Genomic DNA, 20346 nt, shown 5'->3' on the forward strand with positions numbered 1-20346 from the left:
ATGTTCTTATCCGATTTCAGTATTAAAAGGCCGACCGCGACCATCGTCCTGATCGTCGCCCTGATGGCGCTGGGACTGCTGGCACTGACCAAATTGCGCGTCAACCAGAATCCTGATGTGGAAGTACCAGGCTTGTCCGTCATCATCGCTTATCCCGGCGCGTCGCCAGACACCGTCGAACGCGAAATCATCAACCGTATCGAAAAATCTCTGCAAAGCGTCTCCGGCGCAACCGAAGTCTATGCCAGCGCCAGTGAAGGTACGGCACAATTTGACGTGATGTTTTCGTTCAAGAAAAACATGATCGAAGCAACGGATGAAGTACGCAATGTCATCTCCAGCGTGCGCTACAAGTTGCCGAGCGAGATGCGTGAACCCATCATCCAGCGCTGGGATCCGTCCGCGCAGCCAATCATTAATATGGCACTGTCATCGGGCAAGCAAACGCATGCCGAGATTTCGCGTCTGGCAGAGGACAAACTCGCCGACCGCTTGCGCGGCATCAGCGGTGTTGCCACGGTCATCGTCAACGGCTCATTGAAACGCGAATTATCCGTCTTGTTACGTGCAGAAAAATTACGCGAGTTCAATGTCTCCGTCAGCGACGTAGTCGGCGCATTGCGCGCACAAAATACCAATGCACCGGTCGGTAAAGTACGCGGCACGCTGGATGAAGAAAGCATACGTCTGGTGGGTCGGATCGAGTCGCCGGAAGAATTTCAGGGTATCGTCGTCAAACGCAATGGCGATCAGATTGTGCGCCTGGCACAAGTAGCAACCATTGAAGATGGCTTTGCCGATGTGAACGGCTTAAGTATCCGTAGCGGTAAACCGAATGTCGGGATTCAGATTACACGTTCCCGCGATGCCAGCACAGTCAGCGTCGCCAAGTCAGTACGCGAGGCGGTGAAAGAGATCAACAAGGATCTGGAAAAAGAACAACTTGGTACGAAGCTCGAAATTACCCGTGACGGCGGTAAGGACGCGCAGAATAGCCTGAACAACGTCATCGAATCCCTGATTCTCGGCGCAGGTTTAACGATTTTTGTGGTGTATGCGTTCCTGAATTCCTGGCGCTCTACTTTGATTACGGCACTGAGTTTGCCGACTTCCGTGATCGCTGCCTTCATCGCCGTCTGGCTATGCGGTTTTACGCTGAACTTTATGACCTTGCTGGGCTTGTCACTCGCAATTGGCGTACTGATCGATGACGCGATTGTCGTCAGGGAAAACATCGTACGTCATATGCAACGTGGCTCTGACCGTCGAACGGCAGCGCTTGAAGGGACAGCAGAAATAGGTCTGGCGGTAGCAGCAACCACCTTTTCTATCATTGCTGTCTTTATTCCGGTCGCGTTTATGCCAGGTATGCCCGGTGAATGGTTCCGCCCTTTCGCACTGACGGTGACTTGCTCTGTGCTGGTCAGTCTGGGAATTTCATTCACGCTCGATCCTATGTTATCCGCTTACTGGGGTGATCCTGCCGATCATCACACCGCGCCGAAAAAAGGTATCAGTAAAATTCTCGCCCGCTTCAATGACTGGTTTGATCATCAGTCAGACCGCTACGGTCATGTGATTGCATGGGCCTTACATCATCGCCGCTGGATGGGCGCGATTGCCCTGATCAGTCTGATCGGTGCGCTGGGATTGCAAGTGAAGTGGGGCGGTACCAGCTTCTTGCCAACGGCAGACTCGGGCAACATGATGATCGAGGTACGCACTCCGGCGTCGTCTTCACTGGAATATGCTCGCCTGAAAATGGAACGTGCTGCTGCGATTGCCCGCACACTGCCAGAGACCAAGGATACCAATAGCAACATCAATCCTGCCGGTGGCCGTATCTATGTCGATATCGGCAAGCGGACCGAGCGCAAACGTACCGCCAAAGAAATTGCCGTCGAATTACGCGAAAAAGTAAGAACGCTGGTCGGTGCAGAATATGTCGTTCTTGACGATTTGAATAACGGTGCACGCAAGCCGGTCCAGATTGATTTCACCGGTCCTGATTCGCGCAAGTTATTAGAAATCACCAGTGCCTACATGGACAAATTAAGGCAAGTACCGGGAGCTGTGGACATCGGTTTGTCTGAACAAGATCCGAAAAAAGAACTGAAGATCGAACTCAACCGCGGCCTCGCCAATTCCATGGGTATTTCGTCCAATGATGCAGCACAGGCTTTGCGGGTTGCTTTCGCCGGTATTGAAGTCGGTGACTGGGTCGACCCTACCGGTGAAACCCGTGACGTTGCTGTACGTCTGCATCCGGATGACCGGGTCAGTAAAGAAAACATCGAACGCTTACCGATCGCTGCGACAGGTACCAACCAAATGATCCCGCTCGACCAGATTGCCACCATCAGTATGGGCAAGGGACCATCCGGTATTGAGCATGCCAACGGCAAGCGTACGATTACTGTCTCCGCAAACGCACAGGGGCGCTCCAACGGCGAAGTCATTGAAGACGCAATGAAGCTAGCTAAATCCTTTAACTACCCGCCAGGTTATGGCTTGTCACTGGGTGGTTCGGGTCAGGATCAGGAAGAAGTATTCGGCGCCATGCTGATTGCACTGTTGTCTGGTATCGGCTTGATGTACCTGATTCTGGTCATTCAGTTCGGCTCTTTTACTGCACCTCTGGGCGTCATGCTATCCCTGCCTTTGTCATTAATCGGCGTGGTACTGGCGCTGCTGGTAACAGGCAGTACACTGAACCTGATGAGCTTCATCGGCATCATCATGCTGATGGGGCTGGTTGCGAAAAATGCGATTCTGTTACTCGATGCAGCACGTAAGAATGAGTCTGAAGGGATGAACCGTGAAGATGCGTTAATGCAGGCAGGCCGTGTACGTTTGCGCCCTATCTTGATGACAACCTTTGCGCTGATTGCCGGGATGATGCCTGTTGCTTTAGGCCTCGGCGAAGGCGGCGAATTCTACCGTCCGCTAGCTATCGCGATTATCGGTGGCACGATCACCTCAACAATTCTGACGCTGCTGATCGTACCCACTTTTTATGACAGCATCGAGATCGCCCGCGACCGTATGATGATCAAGATGCGTGCACGGATGGAACGCTACAACGCTGTATTAGGGTTCACAATGACCATGCTGGAAGCGCTGTTTACACTGACATTCTTGCGCCTGATCTACCGTAGCCTGAAAAAATTAGTATCGCTGCTGAAGGGTCGTCGTCGCAAACCAACACAGCCGATCACAGATACGATGAGGGCTGATCACGTATAGATTTTCCTCCCTGTGCTGGGGTTGGATCATGTGACCAAAATCAGCATTTTTTAGCCTGCGTAGTGCTGACTATGCAGGCTTTTTTATTACCAGAATTAATTGAGTAATTGAATTCAGGACTTTTATTAAAAACAGTCCTCAGGGCAACCAAAACATCGAAACAAAAAAGTGCCAAATCAGAACAACTGACTCAGCACTTTTTCACAATCAACGGGCTGCCACAACATTGGCACAGAAGGTATATTAAACAGCATACAAACAGCTGGTCTCAACTCTTACAAATCCACTTGGGTTAGGTAGTAACAGCACAAATTAAAACAAACAAATCAACTACCAGACCCGCACACGGTCTTTCGGTGCCAGATACTGTTTTTGTCCCGGCTGCACATTGAATGCCGGATACCAAGCATCGAGATTTCTGACCGTTAACAAGCGGAATTGTTCGGGTGCATGTTCGTTAGTGACGATAATACTGCGTAGCGTTTCATCACGCATTTTGCCGCGGTAGGTCCTGGCGAAGGACAGAAAAAATTCCTGGTCTGTTTCTTTAGTAACGACTTGTCCTTTTTGTTTCATCGCACTGCGATAGGCGTCAAAAGCAGCCATCAGACCGGCAAGATCAGCAATATTTTCACCCAAGGTTTGCTGCCCGTTGACCGCCAGGTCAGGAAAAGGTTTGTATGCGGAGAATTGCGCTACCAGTGCCTTGGAGGATTGATTAAAGTGCGCTAGATCAGACTTGCTCCACCAGTTACGCAGCTCCCCTTTTGAATCGAACATCGCACCGGAATTGTCAAAACTATGGCTAATTTCGTGACCGATTGTTGCACCGATGGCGCCATAATTCGCAGCATCACTGGCTCGTAAATCAAAGTTCGGCGACTGCAAAAATGCCGCAGGGAAGTTGATGGCATTTTGTAGCGGCATATTCACTGCATTGACCAATTGCGGGTTCATGCACCACTCAGTGACATCAACCGGTTTGCCGAGTTTTGCTAATGCCTCCTGATAAAAAAACGCACTGGTTCTTTCCATGTTGCCAAAGGCATCAGCTGCACTGACTTGTAAGCCGCTGTAGTCACGCCATTTATCCGGATATCCGACGCCGACGTAGGTATGTTTAATTTTTTCCAGCGCCTCCGCTTTGGTCTTTGGCGACATCCAGGTCAATGCGGTTACACGCGCACTAAACGCATCCAGTAAGTTGGTGACCATGGACCGAATCCGTTGCTTTGCCTCGGCAGAAAAATTTTGTTCAACATAAAGTTTGCCCACATCTTCGCCTAATGCATAATTCGTCGCATCAACCGCATCACGCCAGCGCGGCAAAGGTTTTTTCGCTCCGGTGAATGCACTGCGCAGAGCAAACTGCTGGTCCGCAAATGCTTGTGGTAACACACCAGTCCGCTGATTAATAGCGTGAAAACGCAGATACTCTTTCCAGGTATCCAGCGGCGTGCTAGCGACCAGCGCTGCACTGCCTTTCAGTGCGCCCGGATGCCAGACGATGAAAGATGATTGCGCTTGCAATCCGGCGGCAGAAAAATAGGCGCTCCAGTCAAGTCCGCGTGCTTTCTTCACAAAATCAGCCTGACTCCAGGTGTTATCCGCCTTCAGCACATCTGAGGTTGCTTCACGTGTTGCATGACTTTGAGCGATTCTGGTTTCCAGAGCAAAAATACGCTTCGCCGCATTGTCAGGATCGGGAGTATTCGCGAGTTTCAGGATAGAGGCAATATGAGCGAGATACTTGCTTCGTAACTCCACCATTTTGGGATTTTTAGAGACATAGTATTCACGATCCGACAGACCCAGACCGCCTTGCAACAGGTAAGCGGTATACGTCGTGTGATCATGAAATCCCTGCGATACCCAGAGACCAAATAAATTCTCAGTATGCACATGTGTTGCATTGATCGGATCGACATCGGCTCGCAGGTGTTGTCCCAGATACGTTGCGAGTGCTGTCTTATCAGTCAAAGCCGCAATATGATCAAGCTGACTTTGTAATGGTGATAAACCGAGCTGATTGATGTGCTCGATATTTAGATAGGCCTGATAAAAGTCACCGATCTTGCGTGCAGCAGTGCCGGGTGCAGCCTTGGTGGTTGCTTCGATCAATTTAGCAACCGTGATATCCGTGTCTTCGATCAAGGTATCAAACACACCAACGCTCATTTTATCGACGGGAATTGTCGCTGTTTTTTCCCAGTTACCGTTCGCGTAGCGGTTGAAATCGTCACCCGGCAATACCGATTTATCCATCCCGGCGTCAATCGTCGCACTCGGACTGGCTGTACTATTTAACGCGATAGACTTGGCATCATCTGTATGCGCTTGCGCTGTCATCGATGTGTAGAGAGGCAATGCCAGGACCATGTGTAAGCAGGCGAGAGCCAGTGGCTTGAGGCGTAATTGAGTTTTGCTGAATGTCATCGTATTTTTCCGTTCATGTAAATATGTTCTCGTGGATTACTCGCTATCGCTATTGCCGGAACTTAGCAAACGGGTCGTCTTTTTTCCAGAGCGGCATCGTCGCAGCGTTGGCAATTTCTCGTCCTAGATTTAAGGTAAATTGCGCCTGCTGCACCATACCGGATAAGTCCCAGGTTGGATCATATTCATCACTCACCTGGTGATAACGTTTGCTGTAAGCACGGGCTTTTTCGGCAGACGCTTGCGGGTCATGTAAATAATCACGACCACTCCCGACCGAAAAAGCAGGGACACCCGCTTTGGCAAAATTAAAATGATCACTGCGGAAATAACCGCCAGCCGTATCAATTCTGGTCGGCGCGATCTGTAGCGACATCTCTTTGGCGACTTTCGTCGCGATTGCCACCAGCTCCGTGCGCTCGCTACCCTGAGCGCCGATGTCTCTGGTGGGACCTACAAAATTCAATGTATCGAGATTCAGGTTCGCCGCAGTTTTTGCCAACGGCCAGAGGGGATTCGCTGCATATGCGGCACTGCCCAGCAAGCCCTGCTCTTCGGCAGCGACCCACAAAAACATCTGGCTACGACTGGCAGGTTTTGTGACACTCGCTTTTGCCATTGCCAATAACGCCGCAGTGCCAGAACCATTATCAATCGCGCCGTTATAAATCACATCGCCGCTGCCCTCTTGTTTGCCGAGATGATCCCAATGTGCGCTGTAAATTACGAGTTCATTTTTTAACACCGGGTCAGTGCCAGGGATGATGCCTGCCACGTTAAATTGTACTAACTGGCGTACGGTCGATTTTGCTTCTCCCCTGACGAAAGCGGGTAAAACGACAGGGACGAAATCAGGACGCTCAGCCGCTGCACGCAGGCTGTCCAGATCCTTGCCAGTTACCGCAAATAAGGTACGCGCCGATGTCTCGGTGATCCAGCCTTGCAGACCGGTGCCACCTTCGCTCGATGCTAGTTGAAAGTGTTCGCTCACGCCTCCGTTTTTTACGACGGACCAGCCGTAGCCTGCCGAGGCATCTGTGTGTATCAGTAAGACACCAGCAGCACCGCGCCGCTTGGCTTCTTCATATTTGTAAGTCCAGCGTCCGTAATAAGTCAGCGCCTTACCACCAAAGCGCTCCGGCTGTTCGGCGGTGGGTTGCGGATCATTGACCATCATCACGAGGATTTTGTCTTTGACATCTACCCCTTTGTAATCGTCCCATTGTTCTTCCGGTGCCGTGATGCCATAACCGACAAAAACCAGTGGATGATCGAATTGCCGCTGCGCCTTGCCATCTCCCGCGTTCCAGATCCAGTCATCACCAAATGTCAGATTGAGTGATCGGCCATTGACGTTGATATGTAATGTGCTCAGCAGTGGCTGTGCCTTGACCCCGGCGATCTTGACTGCCTGCTTAAAATCCTTGCCATTCGCGGCTTGCAGCCCCAGCGCTTTTGCCTGAGTCTCAAGGTATGCGACCGTCAGATCGCCACCGCGCTGCCCTGTGCCACGACCTTCAAACAGATCAGAAGATAACATGGCCAGATGCGCCCGCAATGGCGCCTCTTCGACCAGTGGATTGGCAGTATCAGCATGTGCAGGCAAACACGCGGCGAGCAAGCAACTGAAAGCGAGAGTGTTAAGGAGAGGAAAAGTGCGTTTTTTCATGGATGTATGATGGATCTATAAGGAACGGTTAAGGCAACGCTTTGCTGAGATCTGATGGGATGACATTCATCAGATGCAGATAGTTGATTAAGATGACGTATTTAATCAAAGTCAGTCTTGGCAATACCATCCACAATGTGAATATGATCAAGTCGTACCGTCGTTACGCCGTCCAGCGACAGCCAATCGGCACCGGATTTCGCGAAAACATCGGTGATTACCGATTCCGCGCTGTGCAGGCTGCCGTCATCTGTTCGGTACTGGACAACGATGCGTTTTCGTCTGGTCGCGAGAGATTCTAATACGTCATGGAATTCACAATTGACTGGCTGGTAATCGCTCATCGATTTCGTCCTTTCAAAAATGAACCAAGTCCTGTCGTGCAATACGCTTTGACAGGACTTGCGCCTTAGTTACTAAGATTACTTGCTAAACTTCATTGCTAAACCGGCTTTATCTAATCACTGCACCGACTTACTCAAGATTGCGCCGACTATGATTTAGCGGCCTCTTTCACGACTTCTTTGCCTGATTCTTTAGCGGTGTCTTTCGCGACCTCTTTAGGAGGATCTTGCGGCATAGGCTTGCGTGGCAATAAGTCATTGCGGTTTGCTGTATGCGCGACGAAGCTTGCCATAATCAGAGATGCTTGCATCAGATCACCCTTCTGGACTTTATCGTAGACATCCATATTTGTATGATGCGTCCGTGTCATATAGTCCATTTCATCTTGGATAAACTGAAAACCCGGCACACCCACCGTATCGAAACTCACGTGATCCGTGCTGCCCGTTTTACGCAAGGTCGTGGTAGTCGCACCCAAGTCATGAAACGGCGCTAGCCAGGCATCAAAAATCGGTTTGACCGCAGCATTATTTTCGCCATACACACCGCGTATCTTGCCACCGCCATTATCAAGATTGAAGTAGGCTGAAATTTTTCCGTGCATCGGTTTAATGTTCAATGGTCCGGTTGGTTTGCGTAAAAAAGAAGGCATCTCTTTCTCTTTGGGATCCGTCGGTTCAGGACGTGCCGCGATCCACTGACTGACATAGGCTCGCGACCCCAGCAGCCCTTGTTCTTCACCACCCCATAAAGCGATACGGATCGTCCGGCGCGGCTTGAAACCGATCGCCTTCAACATCCGTACGGCCTCCATTGCCACCGCAACGCCGGCGGCATTGTCTGTTGCACCGGTTGCGCCATGCCATGAATCAAGATGCCCGCCTAGCATCACAATTTCATCTTTCTTGTCGGTGCCAGGGATTTCAGCCAATACGCTAATGGCTGCGGCCGGATCTTCCTCGGTGAAACTGACCTTGACATCAACCTCCAGCTCGACATCTTTTTTCTTCTCTACCAGACGATATAGCCGGTTATAACTCTCCGCCATCACCACCAGATTGGCAGGGCCGGTGACTTCATCCTTTTTGTACGAACCGCCGCCCTGAACAAAGATCGTACCGTCCTCGCCACGCGACCAGTTCAGGGTCGCCAGCACTTTTTCTTCCATCAGGAAAGGCATGAGTTTTTTTCGAAATTCCAACTGCTTGACGATCATCGCGATGTCGCCACGTCGTGACGGCTCCGCATTCAAATCAATTTTAACCAATTCATCCAATTGTTCATCTGTATAACGAGTCGCATCGCCCTTGATATGCGGCTTGCTCGCCTGCGGCTCGTCCAACATGACGATTGCGCCTGCCAGCTTACCCTTCCATTTGACCAGATCTTCTTCTGCCGCAAGTTTGGCGTATACCAGTTTGCCCTTATGCGTGCCTTCGGTACCGGGCGTCCAAGCTTTGGGAATCGCCACGATATCGAGCTTATCCGGTGCCACCATACGCAAAGTTGCATGTTCTAAAGTCCAGCTGCGGCCAAACGGTGCAAAGCTCTCGGTATGCACATTCTGCAATCCCCAGTCCGACAGCCGGGTCTTCGCCCAGTCGCCTGCTTTTTTTAACCCTGGCGATCCGGTCAGGCGCGACCCAAGTTCATCGGTCAGCACGCCCAGCGTCTCCATGACCTTAGATCGGCTCATCTCTTCATCGCGTAATTTTGTGACCAGATCGAGGTCGGCACGCTCCTCCGCAGCCTGAGCTGCGTGGGCTACATGAGCTGGCAAGGTGGAGGCAATCAATAGTGAACCCATTACTACGCATAGCAATCGCATCGGAAAATTCCTTTAAACAGGATAAATAAGATGGTGGGATAAGGCTGTTGAATTTTTATGTTGGTGTTTTATGTTGGATTCTGAATTTTGATTCTTGCTTTGACTTCTTCAGAACGTATCTTCCGCCAGTGCGATTTGTGATGATTATTCGCTCGCATCTTGGCGTAACGCGGTTAGACGCGCCTTATCTGATTTTGTTCCTTGCTTATGAGAAATTTGTTGGAGACGTCAAGCCATATCAAGGTGATCGCTCAGTTTTTTTAAAAACTACCTCCGCCAACACACACTGTTTATGCGCCTCTCCAGCCGCTATGCTCTAAGAGCCGCGGAATGAATGGGCGCTGGGCCTGCCTGTTTTACAGTTTGAACCACAACGTGGAGGTCGCGGTATCCCCGGTTGTTCAGCCTGATCGCCTCCCGCTGGTCTATTGCCACACGGAAGGCGTGTTGACGATGCCTATTTCGCCGGTGGGGCGGCAGGGCTTGCCAGCGGCTGACCTTTTTCAACGACGTACACACCAGTCAGCTTGGCTGTTACCGTGCCAGCATTTCTGGCGTTGTGAGGGACACCGGCGGGTATCACAAAGCCTTCACCCGCTTTGACGACGCGGGTAGCCTGACCGGCGACCATCAGTTCGGTCTCGCCCTCATTGACGTAGCTGATCTCGTCGCCGGGGTGGGTATGCCAACCAGAAACGCCACCCGGTGCAACCTCAACCCTGGCGATCACCGCTTCTCGCCCGGGAACAGAGATGTCGGCCTTAGTGACCAAAGTGCGGGTCAGACCAGTGCTTTGCGCTGAGACGGCAGTAGCGAAACACAAACCCAATGCGGCAAACGCGCTTAGCAAAACCTGTTTTTTTACTTGATTCATCTTGTCTCCTTGGTTGAAAAAATTCTGTATTGAACGCCGGCTTATCAGCACGTCTGCCTCTGCGTTTTTTATTCAACGATTTACTGAGTTTTTACTCATCTGCTTGTTGTTGACATTATTGTTGATATTGCTCAAACAAACCTCAATAACTTCATGATCTGACTCTCAATCCTAATCTGTGTCAAGCCGCATCGACTGATCATGGCAGCCTACACAACAAAGCTAAGAGGCATACCGCACAGACCAGCATGAGACGCAAGCGCAGGATGAATTTTCCTTCATTCTTACATGGAAGCTGATCATGAAATCGGATACGCAATTGCAACAAGACATCCTCGCAGAGCTCGACTGGGAACCCTCCGTTGATGCCGCGCAAATCGGTGTAGAGGTCAATGACGGCGTAGTAACGCTGGCAGGCCATGTCAGCAGCTTTGCAGAAAAGTGGGATGCAGAACGAGCAGCGCAGCGTGTCAACGGGGTCAAAGCTCTTGCGGTAGAAATCGATGTAAAGTTACCCGGCGACAGCAAGCGTAATGATAGCGACATCGCCCGTACTGCGGAAAACGCCCTCGACTGGATGACCTACATCCCCAGTGAATCCGTCAAAGTCATGGTGGAAGGTGGCTACATCACACTCAGCGGAGAAGTTGATTGGGAATACCAGCGTGAAGCGGTGACTGGCCGGGTACGGCATCTGATGGGCGTCACGGGTGTCAGCGATCACATTGTGGTTAAACCTAAAGTTTCATTACGCGCTGTGAAGTCCGATATCGAAGCCGCACTGCGACGTCGCGCCCATGCCGACGCAGGACAAATTGCCGTTGGCGTCAATGGGAGTGAAGTCACCCTCACTGGCACTGTACACACTTGGGCGGAGCGAGATCTAGCCAAACATGCGGCTTGGGGAACACCGGGAGTAAATAAGGTCGTCGACAACATCGCCATCTCTTTCTAAATTTTTCACCGTTCGTCCATGCGCCGAAACATACGTGGCACATGGTGAATGGCACATCGCCTGTCCCCCAGCAAAGGAATAGTTATGTCAAACGATCACGCACCCCTTTATATTTTCAATACCCATGTCGAAGCCGAAGAGGCTATCGAACAGCTCGCCCGTTCGGGATTTGATGTCAAAAAACTGTCCTTGGTGGGCAAGGGCTACCACAGCGAAGAACATCCCCTTGGGTTTTATACCATGGGTGACCGGGTCAAGGCCTGGGGCGGAACGGGGGCATTTTGGGGTGGTATCTGGGGACTATTGATGGCACCAGCGGTGTTCTTCTTACCGGGACTGGGCGTGGTTGCCATGGCGGGTCCCTTCGTCGCTGCACTGGTTGGTGCGCTTGAAGGTGCTGTGGTGGTAGGCGGCATTTCTGCGCTTGGAGCAGCACTCATGGAAGTGGGTGCAAATAAGGATCAGGTCATAAAATATGAAACGGCATTGAAGGTGGACAAGTATGTTTTGATTGTTCATGGCAATACCGAAGATGCCGCGAAAGCGCATGAAGTGCTTTTGAATTCAAAAGCATGGAAGGACGAATAAATTACGACAGGTGTTGAATCCGGCAAAGACAGGCGGGTGATAACTACGACCCGTCATTTCTCTGTCTCGGTCTGAATCTGATTAAATCTGAAATTAGAAAGTCTTATATGCAAATCGGAATGATCGGCCTTGGGAGAATGGGGAGCAACATGGCTTTACGCCTGATGCAACATCGCCATACCTGCGTGGTCTATGACATCCATGCAGAGCTAGTAGATGACCTCGTGCAACAGGGTGCAAGTGGAGCGCACTCACTGACGGCTCTGATTGATCAATTAGCCCAGCCAAGAATTATCTGGCTCATGCTGCCGTCAGGCATTGTCGAAAACGAATTAACAGAACTCATGCTCTTGCTCGACATCGGCGACATTATCATCGATGGCGGCAACTCCTATTACAGGGACGACATCCGCCGCAGCATTGCGCTGAAATCACGAGGCATTCATTATGTGGATGTAGGTACCAGCGGTGGCGTATTTGGACTGGAACGAGGTTATTGCCTGATGATCGGTGGTGAGCTTGGTATCGTGCAGCAACTTGATCCCATTTTTCTTGCACTGGCACCTGGAGATCAGGCTGCGTCAATTTCTCAACAGCGGGCACAGCGGGATGCGGCTGGCAATTCTGCTGAACAGGGTTATCTGCATTGCGGTGTCAACGGTGCCGGACACTTTGTCAAAATGGTTCACAACGGCATCGAATACGGCTTGATGGCGGCATATGCCGAGGGTTTTAATATTCTGCGACATGCCAATATTGGCGGCAGAAACCCTGGAGAGAGTCACGATATCATCAACCATACCTTGAGTGATCCCAAAAGCGCTGAGGTTACACCACTACGTAACCCTGAGTTCTACCAATACGATTTCAATTTGCCCGACATTGCTGAGGTCTGGCGGCGAGGTAGTGTCATCGGATCCTGGCTACTCGACCTGACCGCTGAAGCACTGCACACAGATCCGGCGTTGTCCAGTTATGGCGGTATCGTGTCAGATTCAGGCGAGGGGCGCTGGGCGGTCATGGCCGCTATTGAGGAAGCAATTCCTACTCCGGTACTAAGTGCTGCACTATACGAACGGTTTAGTTCACGTGGCGAGGCAGACTTTGCGAACCGCGTACTGTCGGCTATGCGACATCAGTTTGGCGGTCATCAGGAAGCGCCAAAAAATCCATCGAGCGAGGGCGCTCATGGCACTTCCTCCTAAGTTGGTTTTCTTATTAGATGTGGATAATACCTTGCTCGATAATGACCGCCTGCGCTCTGACCTGATGTGCCATCTCGCACAAGAGTTTGGCATAGAAAATCAAGATCGCTATCGCACAATACTGGAAGACTTGCGTGAAGAATTGGGCTATGTCGACTATTTGGGAGCAATGCAACGATATCGACTGACAGATCAAACAAATCCTCACCTATATCAGATGGCAGATTTTTTACTGGATTATCCATTGATGGACTTAGTCTACCCGGGTGCGTTTGCGCTGATCGAACATCTTGGACAATGGGGTACCACCGTCATACTGACAGACGGCGATGTGATTTTTCAACCGCATAAAATCAAGCACTCAGGTTTATGGCAAGCCGTTGATGGTCGTGTTCTGATCTATATCCACAAAGAGCAGATGCTGGAGGCGATCAGCACACAATATCCCGCTGATCATTACGTGATGGTCGACGACAAGTTACGCATATTAACGGCTATGAAGGCGGGCTGGCAGGAACGGGTAACAACAGTTTTTCCCAAGCAAGGACATTACGCTCTGGATCCCGCAAACCTAGGGAAATACGATATGCCCGATATCACGATAGATCATATTGCCGACCTGATCAGGCATGATTTTTCTTCCGTGGCAGTCACATGACTGACGCAAAAAAACACCGCACACTTATTCTCCAACATTTCATCGATTTAAAACACTCTCACATGTAATCCGGCTCGATCTTATTCAGCAAAACTACCAAAAGGACTACCATGCAAGATGCACCTGACCTCGATCAACTTTGCATCAATACGCTAAGAACCTTATCGATGGATGCAGTTCAAAAAGCCCAATCGGGTCATCCGGGTACGCCAATGGGGTCGGCACCGACCGTATATTGTTTGTGGCAAGAATTTTTACGGTTTGATCCAGTCGACGCAAGTTGGCCCAACCGGGATAGGTTTGTGTTGTCTGCGGGTCATGCCTGTGCCTTGTTGTACAGTCTGATTTATCTTAGCGGAATCAAGGCGCAAGGCTATGCCTATCCCGTAGGCGATCATCTGGCGGTGACTATGGATGATTTAATGAATTTTCGTCAGGCCGGTAGTCATTGTACGGGCCATCCTGAGCATGGCTGGACTACCGGTGTGGAGACAACAACTGGCCCGTTAGGGCAGGGACTTGCAACCAGCGTTGGTATGGCGATGGCAGAACGATGGCTGGCAGCGACCTATAACCGTCCTGAACTGCCCTTATTTGATCACAACACTTATGCGCTCTGTGGCGATGGTGACATGATGGAAGGTGTCAGCAGCGAAGCAGCCTCTTTGGCCGGGCATTTGCAGCTATCCCATCTGTGCTGGATCTATGACAGTAACCATATCAGTATCGAAGGCTCAACTGAGTTGAGCTTTACCGAAAATGTGGCTGCGCGTTTTATCGCTTATGGCTGGCACGTAATTTGTGTCGATGACGTCAACGATACGATGTCGTTACGCGCCGCGTATCAAGAGTTCCTGGATACTGACCATAAGCCGACACTCATGATTACGCATAGTCACATTGGTTATGGCGCGCCGCATAAGCAGGATACCCGAGAGGCGCATGGTGAACCACTTGGTGAGGAAGAGCTACGCCTGGCGAAGCAATTTTTTGGATGCGATCCGGATAAAAATTTCGATGTGCCCAGAGGCGTGGTTGCTCACTTTGCTGCGCAATTCGGCAAGCGGGGCAAACAAGCGCATACGGTTTGGATCAATCTGTTCAACAGCTATCAGCAACAATATCCGGACTTAGCAATTCAGATTCACGAAATGCTGGAACGATCCCTGCCAAACGGGTGGGATGATGATCTGAGTGTTTTCCCAGCGGATGCAAAGGGTTTATCCACCCGAGACGCGTCGGGTAAAGTATTAAATCAGATTGCCCAGCACGTACCATGGTTGCTGGGTGGAGCGGCCGATTTAGCGCCATCCACAAAGACAGAGTTGCAATTCGAGTTCGCTGGTGAGTTTCAGGCACCATCCTCCGAATCCATTGAACCGTCTGAAACGTCATCCAGTTATCTGGGGCGCAATATTCACTTCGGTGTACGGGAACATGCGATGGTGGCGATCGGGAACGGCTTGAGTCTATCCGGGCCGCGTCCATATGTTGCTAGTTTCTTGGTATTCTCTGACTATTGCCGTGCAGCGCTCTGGTTGAGCGCAATGATGGAATTACCGCTGATTGCAATTTTTACCCATGACTCGATCAGCATGGGTGAAGACGGCCCAACCCACCAACCAGTGGAACATCTGGCGTCGTTGCGTGCCATGCCTGGTATGCTGGTACTACGTCCCGCTGACGCGAATGAAGTCACTGAAGCTTGGCGTGTCATCATGCAATCCAAAAACAAGGCGGTCTGCCTGATCCTAAGTAGACAGGCACTCCCCGTACTTGATCGCACGATCTATGCGAGTGCCGCGGGTATTGCACGCGGCGCATACATACTCGCTGGCTCAGAAGATATACCCGACGTGATTTTGCTCGCGACAGGCAGTGAAATCGCTCTGTGCGTTACGGCTTATGAGCAATTATGTGCGGAAGGGATCAAAGCCCGTGTAGTCAGTATGCCGAGCTGGGAATTATTTGAGTCGCAGGATGCTGCATACCGTGATCAAATTTTGCCGCCACACGTTTTGGCGCGTGTCTCGGTCGAACAAGCGTCCATGTTCGGCTGGGAGCGCTATACGGGCTCTTTTGGCAGCATGCTTGGTATGCATAGCTTCGGCCTATCTGCTCCCGGTACAGTGGTAAGCCATTTCTTCGGGTTCGAAGCTAGCCATATTGTTAACGCTGCAAAAACGCAAATAGCAAAGCACCTGGCTTCAAAAGCGACATCGGAATCGACAACAGTTCAGACAACACAAACGAACACACCATGACAGCCATCAGCCCACTCGCAGGCAAACTGGCTCCGCCGGAAATGCTACTGGACATTGCCAGTCTGATGGCGGCTTATTACAGCGAGACGCCTGACCCCTTAAACCCAGCACAAAGCGTTCAGTTTGGTACCTCGGGGCACCGCGGTACATCGTTTGATAAAAGTTTTAACGAATCGCATGTCCTGGCGATTACTCAGGCGATATGCCAGTATCGGCAACGACGTTGGATTGATGGCCCCCTCTATCTCGGAATAGATACACACGCTTTATCGCAAGCTGCGTACACCAGTGTTTTGGAGGTACTTGCGGCAAACGGCGTCGACGTTATGGTCGCAGGAAATGGAGCGTTTACCCCAACACCTGCGGTGTCGCTGGCAATTCTTAACTACAATCGTGGCAAAGAACGGGGACTAGCGGACGGCATCATCATAACGCCTTCACATAATCCGCCTGAATATGGGGGGATCAAGTACAACACACCAAACGGCGGGCCAGCAGATACCGAGGTGACACAATGGATAGAACAACGCGCGAACGCCTACCTGCAATCGAATCTAAGTGGCGTGCAGCGCGTTCCGTTTGAAACCGCTTTGCGCGCAACGACAACGCATTGTTTTGACTTTATGTCAGCCTATGTGAATGACCTGATTACCGTCATTGACATGGAGAGTATCCGTAGCGCCCACCTGCATATTGGCGTCGACCCGTTAGGTGGCGCGGGAGTCGAATACTGGACAGCAATTGCGGAGCGCTACAAGCTCAATATTACCGTTGTCAACAAGACCGTAGACGCAAGTTTTCGTTTTGTTCCGGTCGATAGTGGCGGTAAAATCCGCATGGACCCATCCTCGCCCTTTGCCATGCAAGTACTGGCGAGTCGTCGTAATGATTTCGATATCGCCGTCGCCTGCGACCCTTATCATGACCGGCATGGGATCGTCACACGTTCAGTAGGCCTGATGCCACCGAACCACTATCTGTGTGCGATGATCGACTATCTGTTTCAACACCGTCCCTATTGGGAAAAATCGGCCGGCATTGGTAAAACCATCGTTTCCAGCGATATGATCAGCCGTATCGCCGTAGAGTTAGGGCAGCCCGTGCTGGACATGCCGGCTGGATTCAAATGGTTCACACCCGGACTGCTGCAAGGAGCGCTCAATTTTGCGGGAGAAGAAAGTGCCGGCGCCTGTTTTGCTCGACGCGATGGTTCAGTATGGACCACAGATAAGGATGGCATCACAGCGGCACTGCTAGCAGCGGAAATCACTGCGCAAACTGGGCATGATCCTGGGTTTCATTACCGCAACCTGAGCCATCGCTATGGCGACCCTGTGGAAACACGTCTTCAGGTGAACGCGACTAGTGCTGAGAAAGCCAAAATCAGCCGGATTACTTCCTCGCAAATTACATCAGCGCAACTGGCAGGTGAGCCTATCATCAGCATATTGGCTCGGGCACCAGGCAATGAGGCCGCAATCGGCGGTGTCAAGGTGATCACCGAGCATGGCTGGTTCGCGGCAAGGCCATCAGGAACAGAAGATCTCTATAAAATTTATGCAGAGAGTTTTCGCGGTGAAGAACATCTGGAACGCATTCTGGAGGATGCGCAACAGATAGTCGATCAGGCACTAAAAAGTTCCTGATTTCTGGCGCTACTTGCTATTTACAAGGTCCATGTCCAGTCCCGGATCTCAGGCATGTCTTCCCCATGTTCGCAGATATATCTTTCGTGCTCCGCCAGTTTTTCCTGAATAAAGCGATGCGTCGCAGACAAATCGCGGTTCATTGGAGATATGCGCTCAAGCGCAGCACCCATCAGATGAAAACGGTCTAAGTCGTTGAGTACCACCATATCAAACGGCGTCGTCGTCGTGCCCTCTTCCTTAAATCCGCGAACATGCAGATTCTGATGATTGGTGCGACGATAGGTCAGTCTGTGTATCAGGGTGGGGTAGCCATGGTAAGCAAAGATGATGGGCTTGTCTTTCGTAAACAAGGCATCAAATTCGACGTCACTTAATCCATGCGGATGTTCACTTTCCGGCTGTAGTTTCATCAGATCGACGACATTCACTACTCGTATTTTTAACTCTGGATGATGTTCACGCAGTAACTGCACTGCGGCCAAAGTCTCTAAGGTTGGCACATCACCGGCACAAGCCATCACCAGATCTGGCTCTGCACCGGCATCATTACTCGCCCAATCCCAGACGCCAATACCCGCATTGCAGTGAGTAATCGCCGCATCCATTGTGAGCCATTGCGCTTCAGGCTGTTTGCCCGCGACGATCACGTTCACGTAGTTGCGGCTACGCAGGCAATGATCCGTAACTGACAACAAGGTATTCGCATCCGGAGGTAAATACACCCGAATCACCTCGGCTTTTTTATTGATGACATGGTCAATAAAACCGGGATCCTGGTGACTGGCACCGTTATGATCCTGACGCCAGACATGGGAAGAAAGAAGATAATTCAGAGAAGCGACGGGCGCACGCCAGGGAATGCGATTTGCTGCCTTGAGCCATTTAGCGTGCTGGTTAAACATCGAATCGATAATATGGATGAATGCTTCGTAACACGAAAAAAATCCATGGCGTCCGGTCAGCAGGTAGCCTTCCAGCCAGCCTTCACATTGATGTTCACTGAGTACTTCCATCACCCTGCCATCAGGTGCTATATGGTCATCAATGGCAATATGCTCTGCCGTTGAGCATCGATTCGTCACTTCAAACACGGCTCCCCAGCGGTTCGATGAAGTTTCGTCAGGGCTGAATACACGAAAGTTGTGCGGGTTTCGCGCGATGATGTCACGGATAAACTGAGCCTGTACACCGGTTGATTCGAGACTCACCGCTCCCGGATGCGGTACCGTCACAGCATAATCACGATAGTCCGGCATAATCAAGTCCTGCAATAACAAGCCTCCATTTGCGTGAGGATTGGCGCCCATACGACGCGACCCGCTCGGTGCCAGCGCAGCCAGATCAGCACGTAATTTGCCGTGCTGGTCAAATAGTTCCTGAGGACGGTAACTTTGCATCCATGCCTCTAAGATGCCTACATGTCCGGGATGGGTCATGTCACCCATCGGCACCTGATGCGAGCGAAATGTACCTTCTACAGGTTTGCCGTCAACAAATTTTGGTCCTGTCCAGCCTTTAGGTGAACGCAGAATAATCATAGGCCAGGAAGGTCGTTGCCTGAATCCATGTTGGCGGGCGTCGGTCTGGATAGACTTGATCTCGTCGACGATATGATCGAGGGTCGCAGCCATCCTTTGATGCATGTCGGCAGGATCATCTCCCTCAACATAATACGGCGTATAGCCATAGCCACGGAATAAGGCGTCGAGCTCGTCGTGTGGAATCCGCGCCAAAATTGTGGGGCCGGCAATTTTATAACCGTTCAAATGCAGAATCGGAAGTACCGCGCCGTCACAGACAGGATTTAGAAATTTATTCGAATGCCAGCTCGTCGCCAGCGGTCCTGTCTCCGCTTCGCCATCACCCACCACACAAGTCACTAATAAATCAGGGTTATCAAATACGGCACCGAAGGCATGGGACAAAGAGTAGCCCAGCTCTCCTCCCTCATGGACTGACCCAGGCGTCTCAGGGGCGACGTGACTGGGTATGCCGCCCGGGAAAGAAAATTGTTTGAAGAGGCGCTTCATCCCCTCTTCATTTTGCGTAATTTCCGGATAGACCTCGCTATAGGTTCCCTCCAGGTAGGTATTTGCTACCAGACCAGGGCCTCCATGCCCGGGACCGGTTACATACAGGATATTCAGATCACGCTCTTTGATCAGGCGATTCAGGTGAACATAAATAAAGTTCAATCCCGGTGTTGTTCCCCAGTGACCAAGCAATCTTGGCTTAATGTGTTCCAGAGTTAGCGGCTGCTTCAGAAGGGGATTATCGTAGAGATAAATCTGGCCAACTGACAAGTAATTTGCGGCTTGCCAGTAGGCGTGCATTTTAGCCAGCAGATCCGAGGACAGACTGATCTCGGTGAGCGTGCTCGTATGATGTTTCATCAGAATAATTCCCTCAATGAATAATGACGCCGTTGATCAAAAATGACTCGCGTCTGATCAAGGATAATCAATAGTGTGTATCCACTCTGTTCGATGCCGTACGCTTTTTGTAAGTGTATTTTGTAGATCGTACGGCGGTGATCAAGGCTTTCACTGATCTCGCTCATGCTGCAGGCATGACGCATATCAAAGTACAGCTAAATACCATTGAACGCTGCGACAAAATCGTTTGGATG

General features: G+C 50.9%; 13 protein-coding genes. 7 read left to right on the plus strand and 6 right to left on the minus strand.

What is annotated here, in order from left to right; translation table 11 throughout:
• Nucleotides 1–3246, plus strand: a complete 3246-nt coding sequence (locus tag ACO0LE_RS04605) for an efflux RND transporter permease subunit (protein ID WP_422959246.1) — start codon at nt 1–3, stop codon at nt 3244–3246.
• Between the two features lie 330 nt (nt 3247–3576).
• Here the strand turns inward: ACO0LE_RS04605 and ACO0LE_RS04610 are convergent, their stop codons facing one another.
• The 5 genes from ACO0LE_RS04610 to ACO0LE_RS04630 all read right to left on the minus strand — a co-directional run bounded on the left by ACO0LE_RS04610 (nt 3577) and on the right by ACO0LE_RS04630 (nt 10398).
• On the minus strand, nt 3577–5682 hold the full coding sequence (locus tag ACO0LE_RS04610) for a M13 family metallopeptidase (protein ID WP_422959247.1): 2106 nt from the start codon (nt 5680–5682) through the stop codon (nt 3577–3579).
• A 49-nt stretch (nt 5683–5731) separates the two neighbouring features.
• On the minus strand, nt 5732–7351 hold the full coding sequence (locus ACO0LE_RS04615) for a M28 family peptidase (protein WP_422959248.1): 1620 nt from the start codon (nt 7349–7351) through the stop codon (nt 5732–5734).
• A gap of 101 nt (nt 7352–7452) precedes the next feature.
• Nucleotides 7453–7695: a hypothetical protein gene (locus tag ACO0LE_RS04620; protein WP_422959249.1), complete on the minus strand. Its 243-nt coding sequence runs from the start codon at nt 7693–7695 to the stop codon at nt 7453–7455.
• Between the two features lie 149 nt (nt 7696–7844).
• The gene (locus tag ACO0LE_RS04625; RefSeq protein WP_422959250.1) at nt 7845–9503 is read right to left on the minus strand and encodes a M20/M25/M40 family metallo-hydrolase; all 1659 of its coding nucleotides are present in this window, start codon (nt 9501–9503) and stop codon (nt 7845–7847) included.
• A gap of 478 nt (nt 9504–9981) precedes the next feature.
• A complete protein-coding gene (locus ACO0LE_RS04630; protein ID WP_422959251.1) occupies nt 9982–10398 on the minus strand; it encodes a cupin domain-containing protein in 417 nt (138 codons plus the stop codon).
• Between the two features lie 301 nt (nt 10399–10699).
• Between ACO0LE_RS04630 and ACO0LE_RS04635 the strand changes: the two genes are divergently transcribed.
• From ACO0LE_RS04635 to pgm, 6 genes are all read left to right on the plus strand, one after another.
• The gene (locus tag ACO0LE_RS04635) at nt 10700–11353 is read left to right on the plus strand and encodes a BON domain-containing protein (protein WP_422959252.1); all 654 of its coding nucleotides are present in this window, start codon (nt 10700–10702) and stop codon (nt 11351–11353) included.
• A gap of 84 nt (nt 11354–11437) precedes the next feature.
• A complete protein-coding gene (locus ACO0LE_RS04640) occupies nt 11438–11941 on the plus strand; it encodes a DUF1269 domain-containing protein (protein ID WP_422959253.1) in 504 nt (167 codons plus the stop codon).
• A 107-nt stretch (nt 11942–12048) separates the two neighbouring features.
• The gene (gnd, locus tag ACO0LE_RS04645) at nt 12049–13146 is read left to right on the plus strand and encodes a phosphogluconate dehydrogenase (NAD(+)-dependent, decarboxylating) (RefSeq protein WP_422959254.1); all 1098 of its coding nucleotides are present in this window, start codon (nt 12049–12051) and stop codon (nt 13144–13146) included.
• Entirely contained in the window at nt 13130–13804 is a 675-nt protein-coding gene (locus tag ACO0LE_RS04650; RefSeq protein ID WP_422959255.1) for an HAD family hydrolase, read from the plus strand. The genes gnd and ACO0LE_RS04650 overlap by 17 nt, the downstream gene beginning before the upstream one ends.
• A gap of 110 nt (nt 13805–13914) precedes the next feature.
• Nucleotides 13915–16068: a transketolase gene (tkt, locus tag ACO0LE_RS04655; protein WP_422959256.1), complete on the plus strand. Its 2154-nt coding sequence runs from the start codon at nt 13915–13917 to the stop codon at nt 16066–16068.
• Nucleotides 16065–17714 carry a phosphoglucomutase (alpha-D-glucose-1,6-bisphosphate-dependent) gene (pgm, locus tag ACO0LE_RS04660; protein ID WP_422959257.1) on the plus strand — a complete coding sequence of 550 codons (1650 nt, stop codon included), beginning with the start codon at nt 16065–16067 and terminating at the stop codon, nt 17712–17714. Before tkt ends, pgm begins: the two co-directional genes overlap by 4 nt.
• Before the next feature lie 20 nt (nt 17715–17734).
• Here pgm and ACO0LE_RS04665 read toward each other — a convergent pair whose 3' ends face one another.
• On the minus strand, nt 17735–20110 hold the full coding sequence (locus tag ACO0LE_RS04665) for a phosphoketolase family protein (protein WP_422959258.1): 2376 nt from the start codon (nt 20108–20110) through the stop codon (nt 17735–17737).
• Nucleotides 20111–20346: the final 236 nt, after the last annotated feature.

It is taken from the genome of Undibacterium sp. Xuan67W (assembly GCF_049340165.1).
Taxonomy (GTDB): Bacteria; Pseudomonadota; Gammaproteobacteria; order Burkholderiales; family Burkholderiaceae_D; genus Undibacterium.

What these genes read in the sequence shown, in the direction of transcription:
- ACO0LE_RS04610 (WP_422959247.1), bottom strand. Translation starts at nt 5,682, where the DNA reads ATGACATTCAGCAAAACTCAATTACGCCTCAAGCCACTGGCTCTCGCC.
- ACO0LE_RS04620 (WP_422959249.1), bottom strand. Translation starts at nt 7,695, where the DNA reads ATGAGCGATTACCAGCCAGTCAATTGTGAATTCCATGACGTATTAGAA.
- pgm (WP_422959257.1), top strand. Translation starts at nt 16,065, where the DNA reads ATGACAGCCATCAGCCCACTCGCAGGCAAACTGGCTCCGCCGGAAATG.
- ACO0LE_RS04605 (WP_422959246.1), top strand. Translation starts at nt 1, where the DNA reads ATGTTCTTATCCGATTTCAGTATTAAAAGGCCGACCGCGACCATCGTC.
- ACO0LE_RS04640 (WP_422959253.1), top strand. Translation starts at nt 11,438, where the DNA reads ATGTCAAACGATCACGCACCCCTTTATATTTTCAATACCCATGTCGAA.
- ACO0LE_RS04625 (WP_422959250.1), bottom strand. Translation starts at nt 9,503, where the DNA reads ATGGGTTCACTATTGATTGCCTCCACCTTGCCAGCTCATGTAGCCCAC.
- ACO0LE_RS04650 (WP_422959255.1), top strand. Translation starts at nt 13,130, where the DNA reads ATGGCACTTCCTCCTAAGTTGGTTTTCTTATTAGATGTGGATAATACC.
- tkt (WP_422959256.1), top strand. Translation starts at nt 13,915, where the DNA reads ATGCAAGATGCACCTGACCTCGATCAACTTTGCATCAATACGCTAAGA.
- ACO0LE_RS04630 (WP_422959251.1), bottom strand. Translation starts at nt 10,398, where the DNA reads ATGAATCAAGTAAAAAAACAGGTTTTGCTAAGCGCGTTTGCCGCATTG.
- ACO0LE_RS04615 (WP_422959248.1), bottom strand. Translation starts at nt 7,351, where the DNA reads ATGAAAAAACGCACTTTTCCTCTCCTTAACACTCTCGCTTTCAGTTGC.
- ACO0LE_RS04665 (WP_422959258.1), bottom strand. Translation starts at nt 20,110, where the DNA reads ATGAAACATCATACGAGCACGCTCACCGAGATCAGTCTGTCCTCGGAT.
- ACO0LE_RS04635 (WP_422959252.1), top strand. Translation starts at nt 10,700, where the DNA reads ATGAAATCGGATACGCAATTGCAACAAGACATCCTCGCAGAGCTCGAC.
- gnd (WP_422959254.1), top strand. Translation starts at nt 12,049, where the DNA reads ATGCAAATCGGAATGATCGGCCTTGGGAGAATGGGGAGCAACATGGCT.